Genomic DNA, 22,181 nt, shown 5'->3' on the forward strand with positions numbered 1-22,181 from the left:
GCGGCCCGGGCTCAGGGCTGCACCGGCCATGCCGGGCCGGGATCAGGCGGCGGAGGCCAGGACCATCGAGGCGACGACCGGGCCCAGGTAGAGCAGCGGGAACGGGACGTGAGCGTATGACCTGGCGCGCAGCACGGTGATCACCGCGCCGGTGAAGTAGAGCACCAGCCCGATCCCGGCCAGCACACCGAGCAGTGGGATGAACAGCCCCACCAGCAGGCCCAGCGCTCCTGCGGCCTTGGCCACGCCGAGCCAGGTCCACCACGAACGGGGCACGCCGTAGTCGGCCAGCGGCTCGACGACCCACTTGGCCCCGGCGAATATGGATCCGGCGGAGAAGCCGACCCAGGCGGCGGCGATGACGGTGACGACGGTGTAGGCGGTGGCCATCAGATGCTCCTTAACGTGCTGCGATGTGCCTTCACCGGTATGACTCGGCCCGCCGCCAGAACGTGACAGCCCAACCAGATCTTCTTCGGACACGCGCGGCACTCCGGCGGCCAGGTTCGCGACTTGGCGCAGCGGCCGGCCGATGCTGCGCCCGCCGCCTCCCTGCCTGACCGGCCTGTCGGGTCCGTCCCAAGATCGGCCGACTTGCCCGGCACCTGTGCGTATCTTGAGCGCGCATTCGCCCACCTGCCAGGCAAGTCGAACGATCTTGGGCGTGGCGTGGCGTGGCGGTCAGCGGGTGAGGGCGGTAGTGACCTCGGTGCGGGAGGCGACGCCCAGTTTGCGCAGGATGCTGGAGACGTGCACGGCCGCGGTCTTCGGTGAGATGTACAGCCGCCGGGCCAGCTCGGCGTTGGTCAGGCCGTCGGCGACCAGCAGCGCGACCTCGCGCTCGCGGGTCGTCAGTGCGGAGACGCCGGTGACCGTCTGGCGGCCGTCGGCGGGAGCGAGACCGAGCTGGGCCCGTAGCTGCCCGAGCTGCTCCACCCGCCAGCCGGTCCAGCGGCGCAGCAGTTCACCGGCGCGCTCGACACAGCCGGCCGCCTCGGCGTCGCGGCCCAGTGCCAGCAGGCAGCGGGCCGCGCCGAGGTGGGCGGTGCCGCGTACGGCCAGGGCCAGCATCGGCGACTCGGCGACCGAGCGGTAGCCGTCCAGGGCCGCCGAGTCCTGCCCGCACACTTCGGCGAGCTGCGCCTCGACCAGCGCCCGCCAGTGGTCCCAGACCTGCCCGTCGAGCAGCTCTGCGGCGAGTTGGCGCAGCCGGGGCAGCGGCAGTCCGGCGTGCAGCGCCGCCGACAGCAGGTCGTGTGCCTGCTCGCCGCTGCGCCACGCCTGCTGGCGCAGACCGTCGAGCACCCGGTCGAGCAGCGCGTCGGCGCCGTCGAGGTCGCCGCGGCGGCAGGCCAGGTGGAAGCCGAGGCCGTCGAGCACCATCGGGTCGACCTTCTCGATGCCCGACAGGTCGCTGATCAGGCGCTGCACCCGGTCGAGGGTGCCCGACTCCAGGCACAGCCCGGCCAGGAACACCGCGTGGAAGTCGGCGCGGCGGCCGGAGTAGAGGTAGCCGCGGTCACGGGCGCGGCCTTCGTCGAGCGCGCCTATCGCGGCCTGCAGGTCGCCTTCGCGCATGGCCAGCCGGGCCAGGCCCTGGAAGTATGCCGCGACGGCCAGCGATTCGAATCCGGCCCGTTCGGCGTCGCCGCGCATCCGTTCCAGCAGTTCGGCCTGCTCGGTCAGCGACGACGTCTGCGGCATGTTCACCAGCCGGTTCAGCGCCCGCGCGGCCAGCACCCACTCGCCGATCTTCTCGGCCTCGTCGACGAGTCCGGACAGCGTGGCCCGGCCCTCCTCGGACCGGTCGGGGTGGCCGGTCAGCACGATGCCCTTCTCGACCAGGGCGGCGAGCCGGATCTGGGGCAGGTCGAACTCGGCTGCCAGCGCGAGGGCGCGGTCGGCCCACTCGAGGGCTTCGTCGTCGTGGTCGCGCAGCATCGCCGACTGCGCCACGGCGGTCATCGCCCTGGCCTTGTCCGCGCCGGGCGGCAGCTGGGCGATGAGCCGTTCGATGTCGGCGGTGACCCGTTCCAGCCACGGCTCGTCGTCGGTCTCCCACGCGAGCCGGATCAGCAGGTAGAGGGCGTCGGCGCGGTCGGCGGGCCCGTCGGCGAGGTCGCGCCAGCGCTGGGCGTATCCGGCGGCGTCGCCGAGCAGCCCGGCCAGCCAGGCGGCGCGCGCCGCCGCCGATAGGAGAGTCAGGTCTTCGGGGTCCTCGGCCATGCCCATCTCGGCCAGCTGCAGTGCCTGGTACGCCGACCCGATCGCCAGGTACAGCACCGCGCCGCGGCGGGCGGCGGACACCATGTCGGCGTACCGCCCGGCGGCCTGCGCGTGGTGGGCGATCAGGGCCGGGTCGGCGTCGCCGCCGTCGAGCAGCGCCTCCAGGGCGCTCTCGTGCAGGCGGCGACGCTGGCGGCCCAGCATCTGCCCGGTGATGGCCTCGCGGACCAGCGCGTGCCGGAAGCTGAACTCGTCCTCGCCGGCCTCCACCAGCACCCCGCGCACGACCAGGTCGCGCAGGACGCTGATCAGCTCGTTCTCGCTGGCCCCAGTGACGGTCGCCAGCAGGTCGAACGGGGCTCGGCGGCCGAGCACCGCGGCGGCCTCGACCACGCGCTGCGCGTCGGCGTCGAGGCTGGCGACCTGGCGGCGCAGCACCTCGGCGAGGCTCCACGGCAGTGGCTGCTCGACCAGGGCGTCGAGGTCGTCGGGCTGACAGGAGCCGAGCAGCTCCTCCAGGAAGAACGGGTTGCCGCCGGTGCGGTGATACAGCGCGGCGGCGGTGCGGTAAGACACGGGCTTGCCGGTGACCGTGGCCAGTAGTGCCGCGGTCTCGGCCTCGGTCAGCCGCTCCAGCCGCAGGTGCGCCACGGCGTGCCGGCGTTCCATCCGCTCCAGCAGTGACGCCAGGGGGTGCCGGCTGCTGACCTCGTCCGGCCGGTACGTGCCGATGAGCAGGCGGGGGCCGTCGGTGTCGGCCAGGCGCTCGAACAGGGCCGCACTTTCGGAGTCGGCCCAGTGCAGGTCCTCGAACACGATCACCGAGGGGCCGTCGCCGACCAGGTCGGCGACCAGCGCCAGCCCGCTGTGCAGGCGCTCGACGGGGCTGCGGCGCGCGTCGGTCAGCGCGGCCAGCCGCTCGGCGTCGACCTGCACGCCGTCGGCGCCGTCGACCGCGTCGAGCAGCAGCTCGTACGGGCGGGCCAGGGAGTCGGGCTCGGCCTGGCCGACCAGCACCACGGCCTGCTCGGGCAGGGTCGGCAGCAGCTCCCGGACCAGCCGGGTCTTGCCGATGCCGGGCTCGCCGCCGACGAACACCACGGCCGGCCGGCGTGACGCCACCAGCTGCGTCAACTGCCGCAGCTCGCGGTCACGCCCGACCATCGTGGAGCTCGCCCCACCTCGCTGACTTCCCACGCGCGACAGCGTACCGGCGCAGCCGGACAGGCCCGGGGCCCTTTTCGGGCTCCCGGGCCTGTGTGCTCGCTCTCATCGGGGTACGCGCTTGCGTGCCTTGCCGCCGATCCGGCGGTGCCACAGCGCGCACGCCGCGACCCGCTCCCGGGCGGCCTCGTCGATGAGTTCCTTGTGGTGCATCTTGGCGATATCGAAGTAGAGTTCCGGCGATCCGAACATCGCAGACTCCTCGTCTGTGCGGTTGTCCTGCTGACAACATCCATGTTCGTCTTGCCGGGACGGCTCTCCATCCGCATCGGCGGCCTATCTTGACCGGCCTCGACCCTCCTAGTCGGCGGTCGGGGATGGTCTAGGCATACCTACGGGGACGTCGGGCAGTGTCAGTGCGTCTGCTTCGGCATGGTGAGGATCTCGGCTCCGTCGTCGGTGATGGCGATCGTGTGCTCGCTGTGTGCGGTGCGGCAGCCGGTCGCGCTGCGCAGCGTCCAGCCGTCGGCGTCGGTGACGAGTTCGGCGGTGTCCGCCATGACCCACGGCTCCAGCGCGAGCAGCAGCCCGGGGCGCAGTTTGTAGCCACGACCGGGCCGTCCGGTGTTCGGCACGTGCGGGTCCTGGTGCATCGTTGAGCCGACGCCGTGACCTCCGAACTGGGTGTTGACCGTATATCCCGCGTCGGTGAGGACCGAGCCGATGGCGTGGGAGATGTCGCCGATGCGAGCCCCCGGCCCGGCAGCCGCTATCCCTGCCTGCAGCGCGCGTTCGGTCGCGCTGATCAGCGCGACGCTCTCCTGGGGTTTCGCGTCGCCCACGAGGAAGCTGACAGCGGAGTCGGCGACGACGCCGTCCTTGGAGACGGCTAGGTCGAGTGACAGCAGGTCGCCGTCGGCGAGCGCGTAGTCGTAGGGGAGCCCGTGGAGCACGGCGTCGTTGACCGATGTGCAGATGTAGTGGCCGAACGGCCCGCGTCCGAAGGAGGGCGCGTAGTCGACGTAGCAGGACAGCGCCCCGGCCTCGGCGATCATCTGCTTGGCCCACCGGTTGATGTCCAGCAGGTTGGTGCCCACCGCGCTGCGGCTCTTCAGCGTCTGCAGAATGTCGGCGACCAGGGCGCCTGCCGCCTTGGCTCGGGGCAGTTCGGCGGGGTCCAGGATCTCGATCATGCGACGCCTTTCTCAGGAACCAATAACTATCCCGGCCATATTATCCCGGTACTATAATCCGACCATGGTCAGGTTGCCGCTCACCGCGGCGGAGGTCGAGCGCGGACGCCGCCTCGGTGCCCTGCTGCGTCGCGCCAGGAGAGAGCGCTCGATGCTCGAGACCGCGCTCGACGCACGCGTCTCCCCGGAGACGCTCCGGAAGATCGAGTCGGGCCGCGTGGCGACTCCTGCCTTCCCGACCATAGCGGCGATCGCCGACGTCCTCGGCCTCTCCCTCGATGCCGTATGGGCCGAGATCAACCAGCCTGAGCCCGGTGTCGAACCGATCGGCTCCGGCCGTGGCGCACGTGAGCGGTTGGCCGCGTAAGTCCGCAATGCCCTGACGGACCTGCCGTGCCGGGCGGTGGAGCCATGCCCGGTGGGTACACCGCATCCGTTGTCACGCCGGCCGGTTGCGATTCCTTCAGCGGCGATCCAGCCCAACGTATCCATTTCATTGAATACCCGCACGTCGCGCTGTCGATCACCTGGATAGGTCGCGGAGTCGCTTTCGGACGGCGGGTTCGTGCGGCGTGTGGCGGGTGGGTGACTTGGGTCACCTATGGGCTTCCCGGTGATCGCTAGCTCGGTTAGCCTTACCTAACTTTAGGCAGCCCTTTCTTCAGTGAGAACGGAAATCCCTCATGCGCATCTGGCGCCCGATCGTTGCCGCTGCGGCGCTGAGCCTGACGCTCGCCGCCTGCGGCTCGACCGATACTCCCGAAACGACGCCGACGTCCGCCGGTCCCTGGCAGTTCACCGACGGTTCCGGCGAGGTCGTCAAGGCCGACAAGACCCCGACCCGGATCATCGCGCACGCCGGTGAGGCCGCCGCGCTGATGTCCTTCGGCATCAAGCCCGTCGGCGTCTACGCCGACGAGTCGGTCAAGACCGATCCCAACCTCAAGGGCCTGGACCTCACCGGCATCGAGATCCTCGGCGAGGAGTGGGGCAAGATCGACGTCGAGAAGGCCGCGTCGCTGCGGCCCGACCTGATCGTCGGCGACTACTGGCCCGCCGAGAAGGCCCACAGCGGCCTCGAGGAGGGCGTCGACGAGAAGAGCAAGAAGCTCAAGGAGTTGGCCCCGGTCGTCGGCGTCTCGCAGGGCAAGTCGATCGTCGACCTGGCCGAGGGCTACGAGGCCCTCGCCAAGAGCCTCGGCGCCAAGGTGGACGCCCCGGAGATCGCCGCGTCGAAGAAGAAGTTCGAGGACGCCGTCACCGCGTTCAAGGCCGCCGTCGCGACCAAGCCCAACCTGACCGTGCTGGCCATGTCCCCGGCCGACGACAAGGTCTACGTCGCCAACCCCGAATTCGCGCCGGAGCTGCTGGACTTCCAGAAGTGGGGCCTGAAGGTCGTCAACCCCGACAAGCCCGACCCCGGCTTCCCGTACTGGGAGAACCTCAGCTGGGAGAACGCCGACAAGTACCAGCCCGACCTGATCCTGTGGGACGGCCGCTCCTACACCGACACCGCCAACGCCGAGTGGGGCAAGAAGCAGCCGACCTGGTTCGCGATCAAGGCCGCGAAGGCCAACGCGGTCGTCTCCTGGCCCGCGTACTGGCTGCACACCTACGGCCACTTCGCCGCCGAGCTGGACAAGCTCACCACGGCGATCAAGGCCGCGGACGAGAACGTCGGCAGCTGATCCACCGCACATGAGCAGCTCAACAGTGCGAGCACGGCGAGCGCTGGCCCTCGGGCCCGGGCTCGCCGTGCTCGGCGTGATCCTCGCCCTGGTCGCCTTCCTCAGCATCACGCTCGGCTCGCGGGACATCGGCCTGTCCGACGTGCTGCGCGCCCTGGCCGGGCTGGACGGTGACGGCTCCATCGAGCACACCGTCACCGTCGACATGCGCGTGCCGCGGACTCTTCTGGGTGTCCTCGTCGGCGCGGCCCTCGGCGTCGCCGGCGCGGTCCTGCAGGGCGTCACCCGCAACCCGCTGGCCGACACCGGCATCATGGGCGTCAACTCCGGCGCGGCCGCCTTCGTCGTCCTGGCCATCACCGTGCTGGGCGTACGCGGCGTCGGCGTCTACATCTGGTTCGCGTTCGCCGGCGCCATCCTGGCCACCCTGCTCGTCTACGCGATCGCGTCCCTGGGCCGCGAAGGCGCCACACCGGTCAAACTCGCCCTCGCCGGAGCGGCCGTCACCGCGGGCATGGGCTCGCTCACCACCGGCATCGTCATGACCAACGTCGACGCCCTCAACGAGCTCAGGTTCTGGCAGGTCGGCTCACTCGCAGGCCGGTACGCGCCCATCCTCACCGGCGTCGCGCCGTTCCTGGTCATCGGCCTCGTCGCGTCGCTGGCCTGCGGCCGGGCGCTCAACGGCCTGGCCCTCGGCGAGGACACCGCCCGCGGCCTCGGCCAGCGCGTCGGGCTCACCCGCGCCGCCGCGTTCGCCATCGTCGCGGTGCTCGCCGGCGCCGCGACCGCCGCCTGCGGCCCCATCGTGTTCGTCGGCCTGGTCGTGCCGCACCTGGCCCGGTTCATCTGCGGACCGGACTACCGCTGGATCCTGCCGTACTCGATGCTGCTGTCACCGATCGTGCTGCTGCTCGCCGACATCGTCGGCCGGGTCGTCGCCCGCCCCGGGGAACTGCAGGTCGGCGTCGTGCTCGGCGTCCTGGGCGCGCCCGTGTTCATCGGCATCGTCCGCTACGGCCGATTGTCGGAGGCATGACATGACAGCTACCGCCACCCGCACCAGCTCCGCCACCGCGGCCGCGCTGCGCGCCACCCGCCGCCATCGCGCCGTGCGCGCCTTCGCCGCGACGACCGGCCTCACCGCCGCCGTGGCAGCCCTGTTCGTGCTGACCATGATGGTCGGCAGCTTCCGGCTCACCGCCGGTGAGGTCATCACCTCCGTGCTGCACCTGGCCGACACCCCCAGCGTCGACTTCGTCGTACGCGGCCTGCGGCTGCCGACCGCGCTGTCCGCGCTCACCGTCGGCCTGGCCCTCGGGGCGTCCGGCACCGTGTTCCAGCAGCTGCTGCGCAACCCGCTCGCGTCACCGGACTTCGTCGGCATCACCTCCGGCGCGAGCCTGGCAGCCGTCAGCGGCATCGTGCTGTTCCAGGTCGGCGGCCTCGCCGTCTGCGCGCTGGCACTCGGCGGTGCGATCACCGCAGCCGTGGTCATGTATCTGCTGGCCTGGCGAGACGGCGTCAGCGGCTACCGCTTCATCCTCATCGGCATCGGCGTCGCCGTGTTCTTCGAAGGCCTCACCGGATACATGCTCATCAAGGCTGAGCTGTTCGAAGCCCGGCAGGCCATGCACTGGCTGACCGGCTCGGTCGGCCAGGCCAGCGACGACGAGCTCCAACTGCTCGGCGGCGCGCTCGTCGTGCTGCTGCCCCTGGCCGTGATCCTGTCCCGCAAACTGCGCGTGCTCGAACTCGGCGACGACACCGCCCGCGCCCTCGGCTCGCGCGTCGAGATCACCCGCGCCGCCCTGCTGGCCACCGCGGTGCTGCTCGTCGCACTGGCGGTCGCGGTCGCCGGGCCGATCGTGTTCGTCGCACTGGTCGCCGGCCCGATCGCCAACCGGCTGCTCGGCCCCGCGACCGGCAGCATCGCCGCGGCCGCACTCGTCGGCGCGGTCCTGGTGCTCAGCGCCGACCTCGTCGCCGTCCACCTGCTGCCCACGCCGCTGCCGACCGGTGTGGTCACCGGCGCGGTCGGCGCACCGTATCTGCTGTGGCTGCTCGCCACGACCAACCGAAGGGGAGCCGGCGGATGAGCCGACTGCGCGCCGAGGGCCTCACCCTCGGCTACGACGCCGAGCCGATCGTCCGCGACCTCGACGTCACCGTGCTCGACGGCAAGGTGACCGCGATCGTCGGCGCCAACGCCTGCGGCAAGTCCACGCTGCTGCGCGGCCTGGCCCGGCTGCTGCGCCCGCGCGCGGGCAACGTGCTGCTCGACGGCAAGGCCATGGCCGACCTCAGCACCCTGGACGTCGCCAAGGTGCTCGGCCTGCTGCCGCAGGCCCCGCTCGCCCCCGACGGCATCACCGTCGCCGACCTCGTCTCCCGCGGCCGCTACCCGCACCAGGGCTGGTTCCGCACCTGGAACGACCGCGACCACGATGCCGTCGCCCGCGCCCTCGACGCGACCGACACCGCCGACCTGGTGAACCGGCCGCTGCGGCAGCTGTCCGGCGGCCAGCGCCAGCGGGTCTGGATCGCGATGGCCCTGGCCCAGGACACCGACCTGCTGCTGCTGGACGAGCCCACCACGTTCCTGGACATCAACCACCAGGTCGAGCTGCTTCGCCTGCTGCGCACCCTGAACGCGCAGGGCGGCAAGACGATCGTCGCCGTGCTGCACGACATCAACCTCGCCAGCCGTTATTGCGATCACATCATCGCGATGGCGGACGGGGCCATCGTCGCCGAGGGCGCGCCGCGCGACGTCATCACCGCCGAGCTGATCGAGAAGGTGTTCGGGCTGGCCTGCGTGATCGTGGCCGATCCGGTGGCAGGCACCCCGATCATCGTGCCGGCCGATTAGCCGGCCAGGCCGTCGGGAGTAGGGTGGATCATGGTCTTGGACAGGTCCCGATGGCCGGCAGGGTTCGCGGTCGTGTTCGCGGTCGCGGGCACCGCCGCGGTGATGTACGCGCTCGGCGTGCTGCCCGAGCCGTGGACGCGCGGCTACATCAGCGAGGGCGGTGTGGCCACCAGCCCGCGGGACGGGATCTACCGGACCGGCATCCTGGCCCTGGCCGGCTCGCTGGCCCTGCTCGGGGCGGCGTTGCGGCGGCTGGTGCCGTTCGTGTGCGCGATGCTGGTGGCCGCGGCCGTCTTCGGCGTGCTCTCGTCGGCGGTGTCGTGCACCCCCGGGTGCCCGCTGCCGCCCTACGAGCCGTCGACGGCGCCGGATCTGGTGCACGCCGGGGCGAGCGTGCTCGCCGTCGGGCTGGCGGTGGTGGCGATGGTCGCCGTGGCGCTGATCGCGTTGCAGCCGGCGCTGCGGCGTACCGCGCGGGTGTTCTCCGGGGTGACCGTGCCCCTGGCATTGTTGCTGGTGATCGGGCTGCTGGCGATCGGACGGGGGTTGTTCACGAGCGTGCTGGAGCGGGTGGCGCTGGTGCCCGTGGTGGGCTGGGTCGTGGTGACCGGAGTGCTGCTGTGCCGCCTGCCCAAGGCGGTCGTGCCGGCTCAGGCGCAGTTCGCGGGACGGTCGAAGGCGGCGTCCGGGATCGCGCTGGCCGACGGTGCATCCGACGCGCAGGCAGCGGAGCGGGCCACGGCCGGATAGCCGAAAGACTCGGCTGCGGTTCCCCTCTCGCGGCAGATCATCGGTCTGCTGCACTATGTCGTCCGTGGACATTCTTGGACCGGTGCTCGGATTCCTCGGCGGCGCGCTGGCCGTCGGGCTCGGCTTCCTGCAGTGGCGGCGCACCGAGCGCAACCGCCGCACCCGGGAGCTGAGCCAGCGCAGCGCGGGGGCGATCGAGGAGCTGCAGTCGCGTCTGCGGCAGCTGCAGATCCTGTCCCGGGGCGGGGCGATCTCGGCGGAGGCGCTGGGGGAGCAGACCCGGCACCTCAACATCTTCCTGATCGAGAAGCGCAGCGTGCTGGACGCGGAGATCGAGACTGCCGCGCGCGACTATCTCGCCGCCCTGGGCGATATCCACCGCGAGATCGCCGAGGCGGCCGCCGCGACGCAGGACGACTGGGCGAACACGCTGGCTCGCCCGCAGAGCGAGACCGAGGCGCTGCGCCACGCCGTCGAGCGGATGGAGGCGGCCGAGACGGCCCTGACCGGCCGCCTGCATCGGGCCTGGGAGAACATGCCCGCCGCCTGACCACGGGCGGCGGAGCACGCGGGTCCGGCGGGGTGCTGCCGCCGGACCTCGCGGGTGCCCGCGTCAGCCGACGTGCACCGCCACCGCCTCGACGGGGACGTCGTCGAACCGGGCCGTGCGCACCACCAGCAGCGCGATCGCCAGTGCGGCCGTCATCCCGGCGAGGATCACCGCGGTCATCGCCATCGCGTCCGCGCCGAGCAGCCCGACCATCGGCGCGGCCACCGCGCCGACGCCGAACTGGACCGCGCCCAGCAGGGCCGCGGCGGTCCCGGCCGCTTCGCCGTGGCGGGACATGGCCAGGGCGGGCGCGTTGGGCAGGGCGAGGCCGCTGGCGGCCAGGACCGCCCACAGGCCGCAGAGCAGGGCGGGCAGGCCACCGACGCCGGTCGCGGCGAGCGTGACGAGGACGGCCGCGGCGGCAGCACCGGCGACCAGCGCGCCGACGAGGATCCGCTGCGGGGTGTAGCGGCGCAGCAGGCGCACGTTGAGCTGGGTCGCGCCGATGAGCCCGGCCGCGCCGGCGCCGAACGCGATCGCGAACTGCTGCTCGTCCAGGCCGTACTGCTCTTGCAGCACGAACGAAGAACCGGCGACGTATGCGAACAGCCCGGCCATGGCCAGGCCCGCCACGAACACCAGCCCGACGAACGTGCGGTCCCGCAGCAGCGCGCGGTACATGCGCAGCGTGCCGGCGGTGCCGCCGGTGCGCCGCCGCTCCGGGGGCAGCGTCTCGCGCAGGCCGAACACGGCCACCAGGGTCAGCGCGATGCCGAATCCGGCCAGCACCACGAACACGCCCCGCCACTGCGTCCAGCGCAGCACCGCCCCGCCGAGCGTGGGTGCGAGCACGGGCGCGGCGCCCATGACGAGCATCAGCCGGGAGAAGAGGCGGGCGAACGCGGTGCCGTTGAACAGGTCCCGAACGACGGCCATGGCCACGACCGAGGACGCGGCGACGCCGAGCCCTTGCAGGACGCGTAGCGCGCCGAGGGTGAGCACGTCGGGGGCGATGACGCACAGGGCGGAGGCGAGCACGTGCACCAGGAGTCCGAGGATCAGCGGCTTGCGGCGGCCGTACGCGTCGGAGAGCGGGCCGATGACGAGCTGGCCGAGGCCCAGGCCGGCGAGCGTGCCGGTGAGGGTGAGCTGCACCGCGGTGGAGGTCGTGGCGAGGTCATCGGTGATCGCGGGCAGGGCCGGAAGGTACATGTCGATGGTCAGCGGGCCGATCGCGATCAGCGAACCGAGGACGAGTACCAGCCGCAGCTGCTGCGCGCCGCTCATGAGGTCGCCGGGCGTGCGCGTGGCTGTGGCGGGAGGTGTGGTCACGCTGACAACAACTGGATACCGGCGGGTATGTTCCCCGTCGGCGGCGAGATGGTGCAGATCACACGCCGGATCGCGGTGGCTACCCGAGCACGAAGCTGTACATCGTCGTCGCGACGGTGAGGGTCAGCATGCCGGTGGCGTTGACGAAGAGGTAGCGCCCGAAGTCGCGGGCGGCGATGTGCATGGTGATCGCCACGACGAAGTAGGCGACCAGTGCCACGCAGGTCAGCGCACCGAGCAGGGGCACCCAGACCCCTGCGATCAGACCGGCGGCGGCGGCGAACTTCAGTGGTGGCAGCAGCCGCCACCACCGTCGTGGAAAGCGCACGGCTTCGAGGCACGCGGCGACGAAGCGCGCCGGTTTGACGCACAGCACCCCGTCGGCCACCTGGATCAACGCGAGGACGACCACCGGCCAGGCCGGGTCGGGCAGCGTGGACACGGATGCCTCCGATATCAACCGTTTTGGTGCGGGACGGGCGATCAGGAACGGGCGAGGCGGGATGTGGCGGGCACGTCGTTGCCGTCGAAGGGGTTCATTGTGCCGGTGACGAATACGGCATGCCAGAGGCAGAAGATGAGGACGGTCCAGATCTTCCGTGAGTGGTCGGCCTCGCCGGCCCGGTGCGCCCGCAGCAGGCCGTCCACGTATGGCAGGTTGACCAGGTCGCCGGCACCGGAGGTGTGCAGGATCTGGCGGGCCCAGTCGTACATCGGGCCGGCCAGCCAGACCCGGGTCGGGGTGGGGAAGCCCATCTTCGGACGGTCGACGATGGCGGGCGGCACGATCCGGCGCAGCGCCTGCCGCAGGGCGTACTTGGTGGACTGGCCTTGCCGGGGGAGTTTGAGTTCGAGGGGGATGCGGCGCGCCACCGCGAACACCTCCCGGTCCAGGAACGGCACCCGCAACTCCAGCGAGTGGGCCATGGACATGCGATCGGCCTTGGTCAGGATGTCGCCGGGCAGCCAGGTGTTGAGGTCGATGAACTGCATGGCCGTCGAGTCGTCCAGGCCGGCCGCGGTCGCCTGCTCGTACAGCGGCGCGGTGATGTCGGTGAACCTCGCCGCGGTGTCGTCGCGCAGGAGCAGGCGGGCGAGCTCGGCGTCGTCGGCGAAGATCCGGGCGTTGCCGTTGAACCGCTCGCGCAGGGGTTTGGTGCCCCGTTCCAGGAAACCGCGCCCCTTGACCCCTTCGGGCACCGCCCGGGAGACGGCCCGCAGGCCGCGCCGCAGCGGGTCGGGCAGCCTGGTCAGCGGCCGCAACGACAGGGGTTCGCGGTAGATGGCGTACCCGCCGAACAGCTCGTCGGCGCCTTCCCCGGACAGCACCACGGTGACGTGCTGGGCCGCCGACCTGGCCAGGAAGTACAGCGGCACCAGGGACGGATCGGCGACCGGGTCGTCCAGGTGCCAGACGATCAGCGGCAGCGCCGCCATCACCTCCTGCGCGGTGACGACGGTCGGGATGGTGCGCACGCCCAGAGCCTGTGCGGACTCGCGGGCGACGTCGGTCTCGGAGTAGCCGGCGATGTCGAAGCCCACGGTGAAGGTCTTCAGGTCCGGGTGGGATTCGCGGGCCAGCGCCACGATCGCGGTGGAGTCGATGCCGCTGGACAGGAACGCGCCGACCGGCACGTCCGCGCGCAGGTGCATCCGGACACTGTCGCGCAGCGCTTCGGCGATCTGCTCGTACAGCCGTTGCGGGGCGGGCTCGGGCGCCGGTGCGAACTGGGGCCGCAGGTAGCGGCGTCGGCGGATCCCCTGGGCCGGTGTCCAGGTGAAGCACTCGGCGGCGGCCAGCCGCTCCACGCCGAGGTCGAGGGTGCGCGGCTCCGGCACGTACTGGTACGTCATGAAGTACTTGAGGCTGGTCGGGTCGATGCGCTGTGGGGCGGTCGCGGTGCGGTCCAGGAACGGCAGCAGCGCCTTCTTCTCGCTGGCCAGGTAGAGCCCGGTCCGGTCCTGCATGAGGTACATCGGCTTGATGCCGAACTGGTCGCGGGCCCCGAACGCCTGCCTGGCCTGGCGATCCCAGATCACGAACGCGTACATGCCGCGAAGCCGGTCCAGCACCGTCTCGCCCCAGTAGTGGTAGCCGGCCACGATGACCTCGGCGTCACCGTCGGTGCTGAATTCGGCCCCGCAGTCGCGCCGCAGTTCCTCGCGCAGCTCCAGGTAGTTGTAGATCTCACCGTTGAAGGTGAGCACGTAACGGTCGTCGCGGTAGTACAGCGGTTCGTGTGATCCGGCCGGGTCGATGACGGCGAGTCGGTTGTGGCCGAAGACCGCGTCGCCGTCGATGAGCACCACCCCGGTGTCGTCCGGGCCTCGGTGGTGCAGTCCGTGCAGCGAAGCCGTGATCGCGTCGACACATGTGCCGGCGGTTCCGTCCGCGCTGAAGTGAGCCAAGATTCCGCACATCGTGCTGCCCCCGTTCCTCTGTGGACGCACCGCGGCCGCACCGAAACGCAGCAGCGCTACGTCGGTGCGGTCGCGTTCACGGCCACGCCGGTCCCTGCTCGACGAGCACGCGTTCCACCTCCGTCCGCGCGTGCCGTGCGTAGGCGCTGAACTCGGTCAGCACTCGCATCTCTTCTTTTTAAACGGAGGTTTCCCGGCCGAAGGTTGTATCGCCGCCGCGATTCGTCCCGCGTAACGGTGCGAGCTGCCCGCATCGGGCCACCCGTACGTCCGTGACGTCGGCAGTCGGGATGCTCATGGCGCGCGCCCGGGCGAGGCGCTGAGGCGGGCGTCGATGGCGTCGGGTGACTGCGGCCTGCCGTACACGTATCCCTGGAACACGTCACAGCCGAGCCGCCGCAGCAGCTGCGCCTGCGCCTGCGATTCCACCCCTTCGGCGATGACGCCGAGGCCGAGGCTGTGGGCGAGCCGGACGACCGTTTCGACCAGGACGCAGTCGACCTGCTCGGCGAACTCGTCGACGGGCGCGGTCACGAACTGCCGGGGTATTTTGAGGTGGTGCACCGGCATTGACCGCAGGTTGGTGAGGTTGGCGTAGCCGGTGCCGAAGTCGTCGATGGCGATACGCACGCCGAGGCCGGCGAGGGTCCGCAGGGTGTCGAGGGCAGGTCCGGCGGTCGGCATCATGCTGCTCTCGGTGATCTCCAACTGGAGCATGGCCGGGTCGATGCCGTGCTGTGCCAGCAGGCCGGCCACCAGGACGGGCAACGCGGGGTCGTCGGTCTGCGCCGGAGCGAGGTTGACGCTCATGACGAGCCGGCGCCCCGGATGGCGGGTGTGCCACACGCCGGCCTGCGCGCAGGCGGTGCGCAGCACGAACCGGCCGACCTCGCCGATCATCCCGTGTTCCTCGGCCACGGGGATGAACTGCGCCGGTGCGACCAGGCCGAGCCGGGGATGCCGCCACCGGGCCAGTGCCTCGACACCGTGCAGCTCGCCGTCGTCGGCCCGCACCATCGGCTGGTACTCCACGAACAGCTCGCCGCGTGCCAACGCCTGCGGCAGCGCCCAGGCGATCTCGTGCCGTGCCTGCTGACGGGCGTGCAGGTCCGGGTCGAACCGACGGTAGCGGTCGCGGCCCGCGGCCTTCGCCTGCGCGAGGGCGGATTCGGCGGCGCTCATCAGCTCGGCGGCGGAATAGAGGTGTGGCGAGCAGGCGACCACGCCGATGCTGGCCGTCACGTGCAGCCGTCGTCCGGCCAACCGCACCGGCTGCCGGATCGCCTGCAGGATCGCCTCTGCGGTGTCGCCGACGTCGGCGGTGCGCGCGGACGCGGTGACCAGGACGGAGAATTCGTCGCTGCCGGTACGGGCGAGCAGGCATCCGTCGCCGAGCCGGTGGGAGATGCGTCGGGCGATCGTCTGCAGCAGCTGGTCGCCGACGTCGTGTCCGAGGATGTGGTTGATCGCGGCGAACCCGTCGACGTCCACGTGGCACAGCCCGATCGGGCGCTGCGCGGCCGCGGGTGACAGGGCGGCGAACAGGGCCTGCTTGAGCATGATGCGGTTGGGCAGCCCGGTCAGCGGGTCGTACATGGAGTGCTGGCGCGACGGGTGCGGGTGATGCGGTGCCTGCGAGGGGTAGAACTCGTCGCCGGGGCGTTCGGCGAGGTATGCGCTCAGCGTGATGTCGCCGGGGTTCGCGGTGTCACGTGGGCTGCGGCCGATATCGATCTCTGGAAGATTCACGTTCTCATGCCCTCCGGGGGGTGGCGCCTGTGCAGGCTCGCCATGGGGAAGTCGGGCGGTCGTCGCGCCGACTGGATCCACAGTCGCTGAGAAGGTCCCTCGTCGCCCCCGGGCCACCCCCGGGGTCGCGCCCTTGGGAGGGACCCCGGGCGCTCAGGACGCTGTGGAAGTCGAGTGATTCGTGGCCGTGAGTCACCTGATGGGGCGGGTGTCCGATTCCGGGTGTCGGCGCGATGATGTCGGCCGCGTCACGCCGGTTTCGGGGCGAGAAGCACTGAACGCAGCTCTTTGCGGGAGCTGACCCCCAGCTTCGTGAAGACGTTGCCCAAGTGCCATTCCACCGTGCGTGGGCTGATGAACAGCTGGGCGGCGATCTCGGAATTGGTGTTGCCGTCCCTGGCCAGTCTGGCGATCTGGGCTTCCTGGCTGGTGAGCTCGGCGATGGCGCTGACCGTCCGCTTGCGGACCGTCTCCCCGGTCGCCTGCAACTCCCTGCGGGCGCGTTCGGCGAAGCCGGCGGCCCCGATCCGGCTGAACGTCTCGTACGCGGTACGCAGGTGCTCCCGGGCCTCCTGTCGGCGGTTCTGGCGGCGCAGCCACTCGCCGTACAGCAGGCGGGCGCGGGCCAGGTGTACGGTCATCCGGCAGCGTCCAAGATGGTCGATCGCTTCCCTGTAGAGCGCATCGGCATGCTGGTCGTCGCTCAGCAGCGCGCGCGAGCAGGCTTCCACGCCGGCGGCCCAGGCGGTTCCGCTGGCGTGGGTGCGTTCGGTGAGCTTCTCGAGCGCCGCCGCGGCAACCTCGGGCTGCCCGCTGCGGGCGGCCGCCTCGATCAGTTCGACCAGTGCCCAGCCGAAGATGCCCAGATCCAGGTACTCGCATGCGCGCGCCGCGGCGGCCAGCGCGGCGTCGTAGCGGCCCAGGCCGTTGTACAGCACCGCGGTCGCATACTCGGCCAGGCCGAGGGCGCGTCCTTCACCCCGGGCGCCCACGTCCTTGATGCTGGCCTCGACGAGGTCCATGGCCTGGGATTCCTGTGCCTGCCAGGCGCTGAGCACCAGGGACGGGTAGGTCAGGGGTGCGCTGCCCAACGCCTCCGATATCGCTGTGGCCTCGTCGATCAGGGCGGAGGCGGTGTCGAAGTCGCCGGCGTGCACGTGGAAGCACGCCTGATAGGTCAGCGCCATCGGGAGTACGCCGAGTGCCCCCGCTTCGCGGGCGATGCGCACGGCACCGGTCACCAGCTCGTGCCAGGCCTCGTCGTCCCACAACTCCGGGGCGAGCGGCTCCGGGGTCACCGGGCACGCCAGCCACAGCCAGCGTTTGTCCGTCCCGCTCGTGCCGGACCGCTGCTCCTGCCGGACGGCGTGCAGGGCGCGTCGGAGGGCGTCGACACTGCCGGGGTAGCCGTCGATCACCAGGCTGGTGACGCTGTCGAGCACGACGTCGACCGACCGCGGGGGCGACGGTGGCGGCGGTCCGGCGCGCGCGGCCTCGGCCACCTCCCGCAGCCCGGGCCTGTCGCCGAGACGGCCGGCGAAGATCGCCGCACCGGCGGCTTCCAGTAGCGCGTCACGGGCGGTGGCGGTGTCCAGGGGCGCCAGGCGTTGGGCGGCGTCGAGCAGCAGCCGGGGCGCGTCGCTGCCGCGGACCTGGGCGAACAGCAGCCGGGCGCGCAGCCGTTCGAGCCGGGCGCGCTGCAGGTCGTCGAGCGGGCCGGCCTCGGCGAGCGCCAGCATGTCGTATGCCTGGTCGGCTCCACCGGCGTCGATGCCGGCCCGGGCGGCGGCCAGCGCGCGGGGGATCCGGCGGGCGGGATCGGGCGTCAGCTCGGCCGACCGCTGCAGGAACGAGGCTGCCGCGGCGGCTCCGCCCCTACCCCGGGCGCGGTCGGCTGAGCGTTCCAGGTCGGCGGCGACGTCTTCGTCGGGCCAGGTGGCGGCGAGGGCACGGTGCCAGGCCCGGCGATCTGGATCAAGTCGGGGGTCGGTGGCTTCGGCCAGCGCCCGGTGTGCCGCCCGGCGATCCTGCGCGGAGGCCCGCTGGTAGACGGCCGAGCGCACGAGAGGGTTGTGGAACCGCACCCTCGTGCCGAAGGCGACCAGCCCTGCGGCCTCGGCGGGCGCCGCGGCGTCCATCGATGTCTCCTGCAGTCCGGCCGCGCGCCACAGCAGTTCCACGTCGCCGGTCGGATCGGCCGCGGCAGTCAGCAGCAGCCGCCGGCTGTCCTCCGGGAGCGATCGGAACTGCTGGTAGAAGGTGTTCTCGAGGAAGCTCGCCAGGGGGCGCCGGTCGGGCACCCAGAAACCGCACGCGAGCTCCGCCGGTGTCAGCGCGCGGGGCAGCTGCAGCAGGGCCATCGGGTTGCCGTGCGCCTCGGCCACGATCCGGTCCCGTACCAGCGGGTCGAGTGGCACGCGGACGTTCGAGGCCAGCAGTCCGCGTGCGTCAGGCTCGCTGAGGCCCTCGACGATCAACTCCGGCAGTCCGGCCAGGTCACGGCCCTCGTCAGGCTCCCGCACCGCGAATATCAAGACCACGGGCTCGGCCTGCAGCCGCCTGGCTACGAAAGCCAGCACCTGCGTGGACGCGTCGTCGAGCCACTGCGCGTCATCGACCAGGCATACCAGCGGGTGGTCCCGGGCGGTGTCCGCGAGCAGGCTGAGCACGGCCAGGCCGACCAGGAAACGGTTCGGCGCCTCGCCGTCGTGCAGTCCGAACGCGACGGAAAGGGCGGCACGCTGCGGCCCGGGCAGCTGACCCAGCCGGCCGAGCATGGGCGCACAGAGCTGGTGAAGGCTCGCGAACGCGAGCTCGAGTTCCGATTCGACGCCGACCACCGACGTCTTGTGGAAGCCGATCGCCTGCCTGGCGGCATGTTCCAGCAATGCCGTCTTGCCGATGCCCGCCTCACCGCGCAGGACCAGGACCGCGCTGCCACCCGACCTCGCGCCGGCCAGCGCCCGTTCCAGCGACGCCAGCTCTCGGCGCCGGCCCCGCAGCTCGCCCCGCGCGCCTACGACGGACACGCCCATACCTCCATTCTCCCCGTCCGGGACCCGGCCCGCTGCGGCCGGAACGACCTGACGTCGGCGGATGTCGCATCTCGGCCTGCTCGGGTGCTTTCGGCGGGCTTCGCACGCACCGGCACGCCGCCTGGCCGCGGGGCGGTGACGCGGGCCGAATGCCCCAAACCGCACGGGACACCGCGTTCCGGCGGCCCGGGCACCGGCCCCCGGTGCCGACCCCGGGGGTATGCAGGTGGCGGACCCAGGGGCTACCTCCGTCCGCCGAAGCGATGGTTTACCGGACGGCGGGACACGCGGTCACCGGCCGACCCGGCCGCGATCGGCCGCTTCACCACCCGGATCCGCACTACGCTGAGATAGAAGGGCCTATTTATGTCGTATTAGTGCAAATCGCTCAGCGTCGGTCGAAGATGCCGACGTCAGCTCAAGCCCTGTTTTCTCGTACGAGCATCAGCAAGGAAATCCACATGTCTGCCACACCCGAAACGCCCACGATCCGGCCGTTCACGGTCGAGATTCCCGACGTGGAACTCAAGGGGCTGCGCGAGCGCATCATGCACACGCGCTGGCCCGACAAGGAGACCGCCACCGACCAGTCGCAGGGCCCGCAGCTCGCCACGATCCAGGAACTCGCGCGCTACTGGGCCGAAGAATACGACTGGCGCCGATGCGAGGCGCGGCTGAACTCCTTCCCGCAGTTCATCACCGAGATCGACGGGCTGGACATCCACTTCGTCCACGTCCGGTCCAAACACGAGGACGCGCTGCCGCTCGTCGTACTGCACGGCTGGCCGGGTTCGATCATCGAGCAGCTGAAGCTCATCGAGCCGCTGACCGACCCGACCGCGCACGGCGGCAGCGCGGCCGACGCCTTCCACGTCGTGATCCCGTCGATGCCCGGCTACGGCTTCTCGGGCAAGCCGACGACCACCGGCTGGGGCCCCGACCGCATCGGCCGTGCCTACGTACAGCTGATGAAGCGCCTCGGCTACGACGAGTTCGTGGCGCAGGGCGGCGACTGGGGCGCGATCATCGCGGACGTGATGGCCGCGGAGTCGCCGGAAGGGCTGCTCGGCATCCACACCAACCTGGCGGGCACGGTGCCGGCCGAGATCGACCGGCTGTTCCAGCAGAACATCGTCGGAGCCGCCGATGCACTCGGGTCCCTGCCGTCCGATCTGCCCGCCGAGGAGCGGCGCGCGTGCGAGCAGCTCGACTTCCTCTGGCAGCACGTCGCGATGTTCCTGCTACTGGGCTCGCGCCCGCAGGCCCTGACCGCGCTGGCGGATTCGCCTGTCGGTCTGGCGACCTTCGTCCTCGACCACGATCCGAAGAGCATGGCCCTGATCTCCCGGGCCTTCGCCGGGCAGCCCGAAGGCCTGACCCGCGACGACGTGCTCGACAACATCACGCTGTTCTGGCTGACGAACACCGCGGTCTCCGCGGGTCGGCTGTACGCGGAGAACAGGTTCTCGTTCCTGGGCGTCAAGGGCGTCACGATCCCGGTCGCGGTGAGCGTCTTCCCGGACGAGGTCTACCAGCCTCCGAAGAGCTGGACCGAGCGGGCATACCCGAATCTGATCCACTACAACCGGCTCGACAAGGGCGGGCACTTCGCGGCGTGGGAGCAGCCGCAACTGCTCGTCGAGGAGGTGCGCACCGGCCTGCGGTCGCTGCGCAGCTAGACGACGGCGGCAGTGCCGCGACCGGGCGGCTCGACACCGAGTCGCCCGGTCGCCCGAGCCATGTGGTCCGGGGGCGGGGTCACGCGTTCACCGGTGAGCCTGCCAGGAACCTGGACAGGGGCCTCACGAACTCGTCGTGGGCGATGGTAGGGGCGTCATGGTCCGCTCCCGGGATGATGATCGCCTGCCCGTGGGGGATCGCCTCGGCCAGCGCCCGGCAGCGTTCGGCGAAGTACTCCGGGCTGCGGGCGCCCGCGGTGAGCAGGACCTCGGCGGCGATGGCGGCGTAGTCGCCGGGCGGTCCGTCGTGCTCGTGGATGCTCCGGAACTCCGCGGCCACGGTGGGCAGCAGGTCCGCCAGGGCACGGTTGCCGGGTCGGCGCAGCAGCATCCGGTTGAGTCGCAGGGCGAGGCTGAACGGGAGCTTGGCGGCCGGCCCGTCGGGGTGCGTGGCCCGGTTCCGCAGGGTCAGCGCGCGGGCCTGGTCACCGGCGTGCAGTGCCTGCTCGAACGAGTCGAGGAAGTCGCCGCCGGGGACGGACAGGATCGGGTCGTACACCGCGACGCGGTACAGGGGCAGGCTCAGGGCCGCACGCAGGGCGAGGAAGCCGCCGCTGCCGTGCCCGAGGATGCTGCGGGCGCCGGTGTGCTTGAGCACCGCGGACAGGTCGGCGAGATCGGTCGCGATGGTCTCGGCGCCCTCCAGCGGGGCCGCGTCCGGCAGGCCGCGGCGGTGGTAGAGGTGGATCGTGAACCGGTGTTCCAGCGCCTCCGCCAGCCGGTGGTAGTGCTGCTGCGGAATACCGCCACCGTGCAGGACGACGACCGCCGGCCCGGTGCCGGTGGTATGCACCGCGATCGGCGCGCCATCGGCCGAGGTGATCCTGTCGACCCGCATCGAGCCCTCCTCCAGCGGCGAACCGTGACCCGCAATGCTAGAACGCCGAAGGTGGGCGTGCCGGGTCAGGCCTGCGGCCGAAGGGCGGCGAGGATGTCAGCGGCGTGCGTGTAGTCGGCCGGGTCGGCGGCCGTGGCCAGTGCCCGCTCGGCGGCGGCGGTCGGGGTCGACGGCGGCACCACGAGCAGGTCCAGTTGCTCGTCACGGGCCGTGAGAGCGATGGCCAGCGCCGGGTCCTGGGTCGCGAACCACCCGATGCGCACCGCCTGCGAGCCGACGGTGAGCCGCCGGACGTGATCCGGCCACACGGTGTCGTTGAGCATGAGATGGCGGATCGGGCCGTATCGCTGTGCCAGCGCCGTGACCAAGGCGGGGAGTTCTTCGGCCGGGTTCCAGGTGCGCGGCCACCAGCCGCCGTCGAGAACCGCCTGGTCGGCCCGGTGGGGTGTGAGAGCCAGTCGGGCCGCGGGCGACGCGGCGGCGGTGGTCGGGACGGTGACGGGTCTGTCGGTGTCCACGGTGCTGTGCATGATCGACCGTCCTTTGCTGAGCCGGTTTGGTGGTCCACAGGCGGCCGACAGCGATGATCCGTCCAGCCGATCGTCTACGCCGAATGCGTCGAGC

19 protein-coding genes are annotated in these 22,181 nt (G+C 71.5%); 8 read left to right on the forward strand and 11 right to left on the reverse strand.

What is annotated here, in order from left to right:
- Nucleotides 1-42 precede the first annotated feature (42 nt).
- The 4 genes from F9C41_RS05680 to map all read right to left on the reverse strand — a co-directional run bounded on the left by F9C41_RS05680 (nt 43) and on the right by map (nt 4,583).
- Nucleotides 43-390 (reverse strand): DoxX family protein, encoded by a 348-nt coding sequence (locus F9C41_RS05680; protein ID WP_155385607.1) that lies wholly within the window; start codon nt 388-390, stop codon nt 43-45.
- 291 nt (nt 391-681) lie between these two features.
- Complete coding sequence (locus F9C41_RS05685) at nt 682-3,423, reverse strand: ATP-binding protein (RefSeq protein WP_230689337.1); 2,742 nt, start codon at nt 3,421-3,423, stop codon at nt 682-684.
- Between the two features lie 72 nt (nt 3,424-3,495).
- Nucleotides 3,496-3,642 (reverse strand): hypothetical protein, encoded by a 147-nt coding sequence (locus F9C41_RS05690; protein ID WP_155385608.1) that lies wholly within the window; start codon nt 3,640-3,642, stop codon nt 3,496-3,498.
- 161 nt (nt 3,643-3,803) lie between these two features.
- A complete protein-coding gene (map, locus tag F9C41_RS05695) occupies nt 3,804-4,583 on the reverse strand; it encodes a type I methionyl aminopeptidase (protein ID WP_155385609.1) in 780 nt (259 codons plus the stop codon).
- A gap of 64 nt (nt 4,584-4,647) precedes the next feature.
- Between map and F9C41_RS05700 the strand changes: the two genes are divergently transcribed.
- The 7 genes from F9C41_RS05700 (at nt 4,648) to F9C41_RS05730 (ending at nt 10,443) form a co-directional block, all read left to right on the forward strand.
- Nucleotides 4,648-4,950, forward strand: coding sequence for a helix-turn-helix domain-containing protein (locus F9C41_RS05700; RefSeq protein WP_155385610.1), 303 nt, complete (start codon nt 4,648-4,650; stop codon nt 4,948-4,950).
- Between the two features lie 316 nt (nt 4,951-5,266).
- The gene (locus F9C41_RS05705) at nt 5,267-6,271 is read left to right on the forward strand and encodes an ABC transporter substrate-binding protein (protein ID WP_155385611.1); all 1,005 of its coding nucleotides are present in this window, start codon (nt 5,267-5,269) and stop codon (nt 6,269-6,271) included.
- A 10-nt stretch (nt 6,272-6,281) separates the two neighbouring features.
- Nucleotides 6,282-7,310, forward strand: coding sequence for a FecCD family ABC transporter permease (locus F9C41_RS05710; protein ID WP_155385612.1), 1,029 nt, complete (start codon nt 6,282-6,284; stop codon nt 7,308-7,310).
- A gap of 1 nt (nt 7,311) precedes the next feature.
- Nucleotides 7,312-8,370 carry a FecCD family ABC transporter permease gene (locus F9C41_RS05715; protein WP_155385613.1) on the forward strand — a complete coding sequence of 353 codons (1,059 nt, stop codon included), beginning with the start codon at nt 7,312-7,314 and terminating at the stop codon, nt 8,368-8,370.
- Entirely contained in the window at nt 8,367-9,143 is a 777-nt protein-coding gene (locus F9C41_RS05720) for an ABC transporter ATP-binding protein (protein ID WP_155385614.1), read from the forward strand. The genes F9C41_RS05715 and F9C41_RS05720 overlap by 4 nt, the downstream gene beginning before the upstream one ends.
- Nucleotides 9,144-9,179: 36 nt before the next feature.
- Nucleotides 9,180-9,893: a DUF998 domain-containing protein gene (locus tag F9C41_RS05725; RefSeq protein ID WP_196279635.1), complete on the forward strand. Its 714-nt coding sequence runs from the start codon at nt 9,180-9,182 to the stop codon at nt 9,891-9,893.
- Between the two features lie 64 nt (nt 9,894-9,957).
- Nucleotides 9,958-10,443: a hypothetical protein gene (locus F9C41_RS05730; RefSeq protein ID WP_155385616.1), complete on the forward strand. Its 486-nt coding sequence runs from the start codon at nt 9,958-9,960 to the stop codon at nt 10,441-10,443.
- Between the two features lie 63 nt (nt 10,444-10,506).
- On the opposite strand, the gene F9C41_RS05735 is transcribed toward F9C41_RS05730, so the two are convergent.
- From F9C41_RS05735 to F9C41_RS05755, 5 genes are all read right to left on the reverse strand, one after another.
- On the reverse strand, nt 10,507-11,730 hold the full coding sequence (locus tag F9C41_RS05735) for a multidrug effflux MFS transporter (protein ID WP_155386191.1): 1,224 nt from the start codon (nt 11,728-11,730) through the stop codon (nt 10,507-10,509).
- Between the two features lie 124 nt (nt 11,731-11,854).
- On the reverse strand, nt 11,855-12,217 hold the full coding sequence (locus F9C41_RS05740; RefSeq protein ID WP_155385617.1) for a DoxX family protein: 363 nt from the start codon (nt 12,215-12,217) through the stop codon (nt 11,855-11,857).
- A 41-nt stretch (nt 12,218-12,258) separates the two neighbouring features.
- Nucleotides 12,259-14,184 carry an asparagine synthase (glutamine-hydrolyzing) gene (asnB, locus tag F9C41_RS05745; RefSeq protein ID WP_230689339.1) on the reverse strand — a complete coding sequence of 642 codons (1,926 nt, stop codon included), beginning with the start codon at nt 14,182-14,184 and terminating at the stop codon, nt 12,259-12,261.
- A 306-nt stretch (nt 14,185-14,490) separates the two neighbouring features.
- Entirely contained in the window at nt 14,491-15,945 is a 1,455-nt protein-coding gene (locus tag F9C41_RS05750) for a putative bifunctional diguanylate cyclase/phosphodiesterase (RefSeq protein WP_155385619.1), read from the reverse strand.
- 248 nt (nt 15,946-16,193) lie between these two features.
- Nucleotides 16,194-18,974: a helix-turn-helix transcriptional regulator gene (locus F9C41_RS05755; RefSeq protein WP_230689340.1), complete on the reverse strand. Its 2,781-nt coding sequence runs from the start codon at nt 18,972-18,974 to the stop codon at nt 16,194-16,196.
- 467 nt (nt 18,975-19,441) lie between these two features.
- Here F9C41_RS05755 and F9C41_RS05760 point away from each other — a divergent pair, with 467 nt between their 5' ends.
- Nucleotides 19,442-20,659 (forward strand): epoxide hydrolase family protein, encoded by a 1,218-nt coding sequence (locus F9C41_RS05760; protein WP_155385621.1) that lies wholly within the window; start codon nt 19,442-19,444, stop codon nt 20,657-20,659.
- A 79-nt stretch (nt 20,660-20,738) separates the two neighbouring features.
- On the opposite strand, the gene F9C41_RS05765 is transcribed toward F9C41_RS05760, so the two are convergent.
- On the reverse strand, nt 20,739-21,557 hold the full coding sequence (locus tag F9C41_RS05765) for an alpha/beta fold hydrolase (RefSeq protein ID WP_155385622.1): 819 nt from the start codon (nt 21,555-21,557) through the stop codon (nt 20,739-20,741).
- A 65-nt stretch (nt 21,558-21,622) separates the two neighbouring features.
- On the reverse strand, nt 21,623-22,087 hold the full coding sequence (locus F9C41_RS05770) for a DUF5994 family protein (RefSeq protein ID WP_155385623.1): 465 nt from the start codon (nt 22,085-22,087) through the stop codon (nt 21,623-21,625).
- Nucleotides 22,088-22,181 lie beyond the last annotated feature (94 nt).

This window comes from Catellatospora paridis (genome assembly GCF_009720365.1).
Classification (GTDB): domain Bacteria; phylum Actinomycetota; class Actinomycetes; order Mycobacteriales; family Micromonosporaceae; genus Catellatospora; species Catellatospora paridis.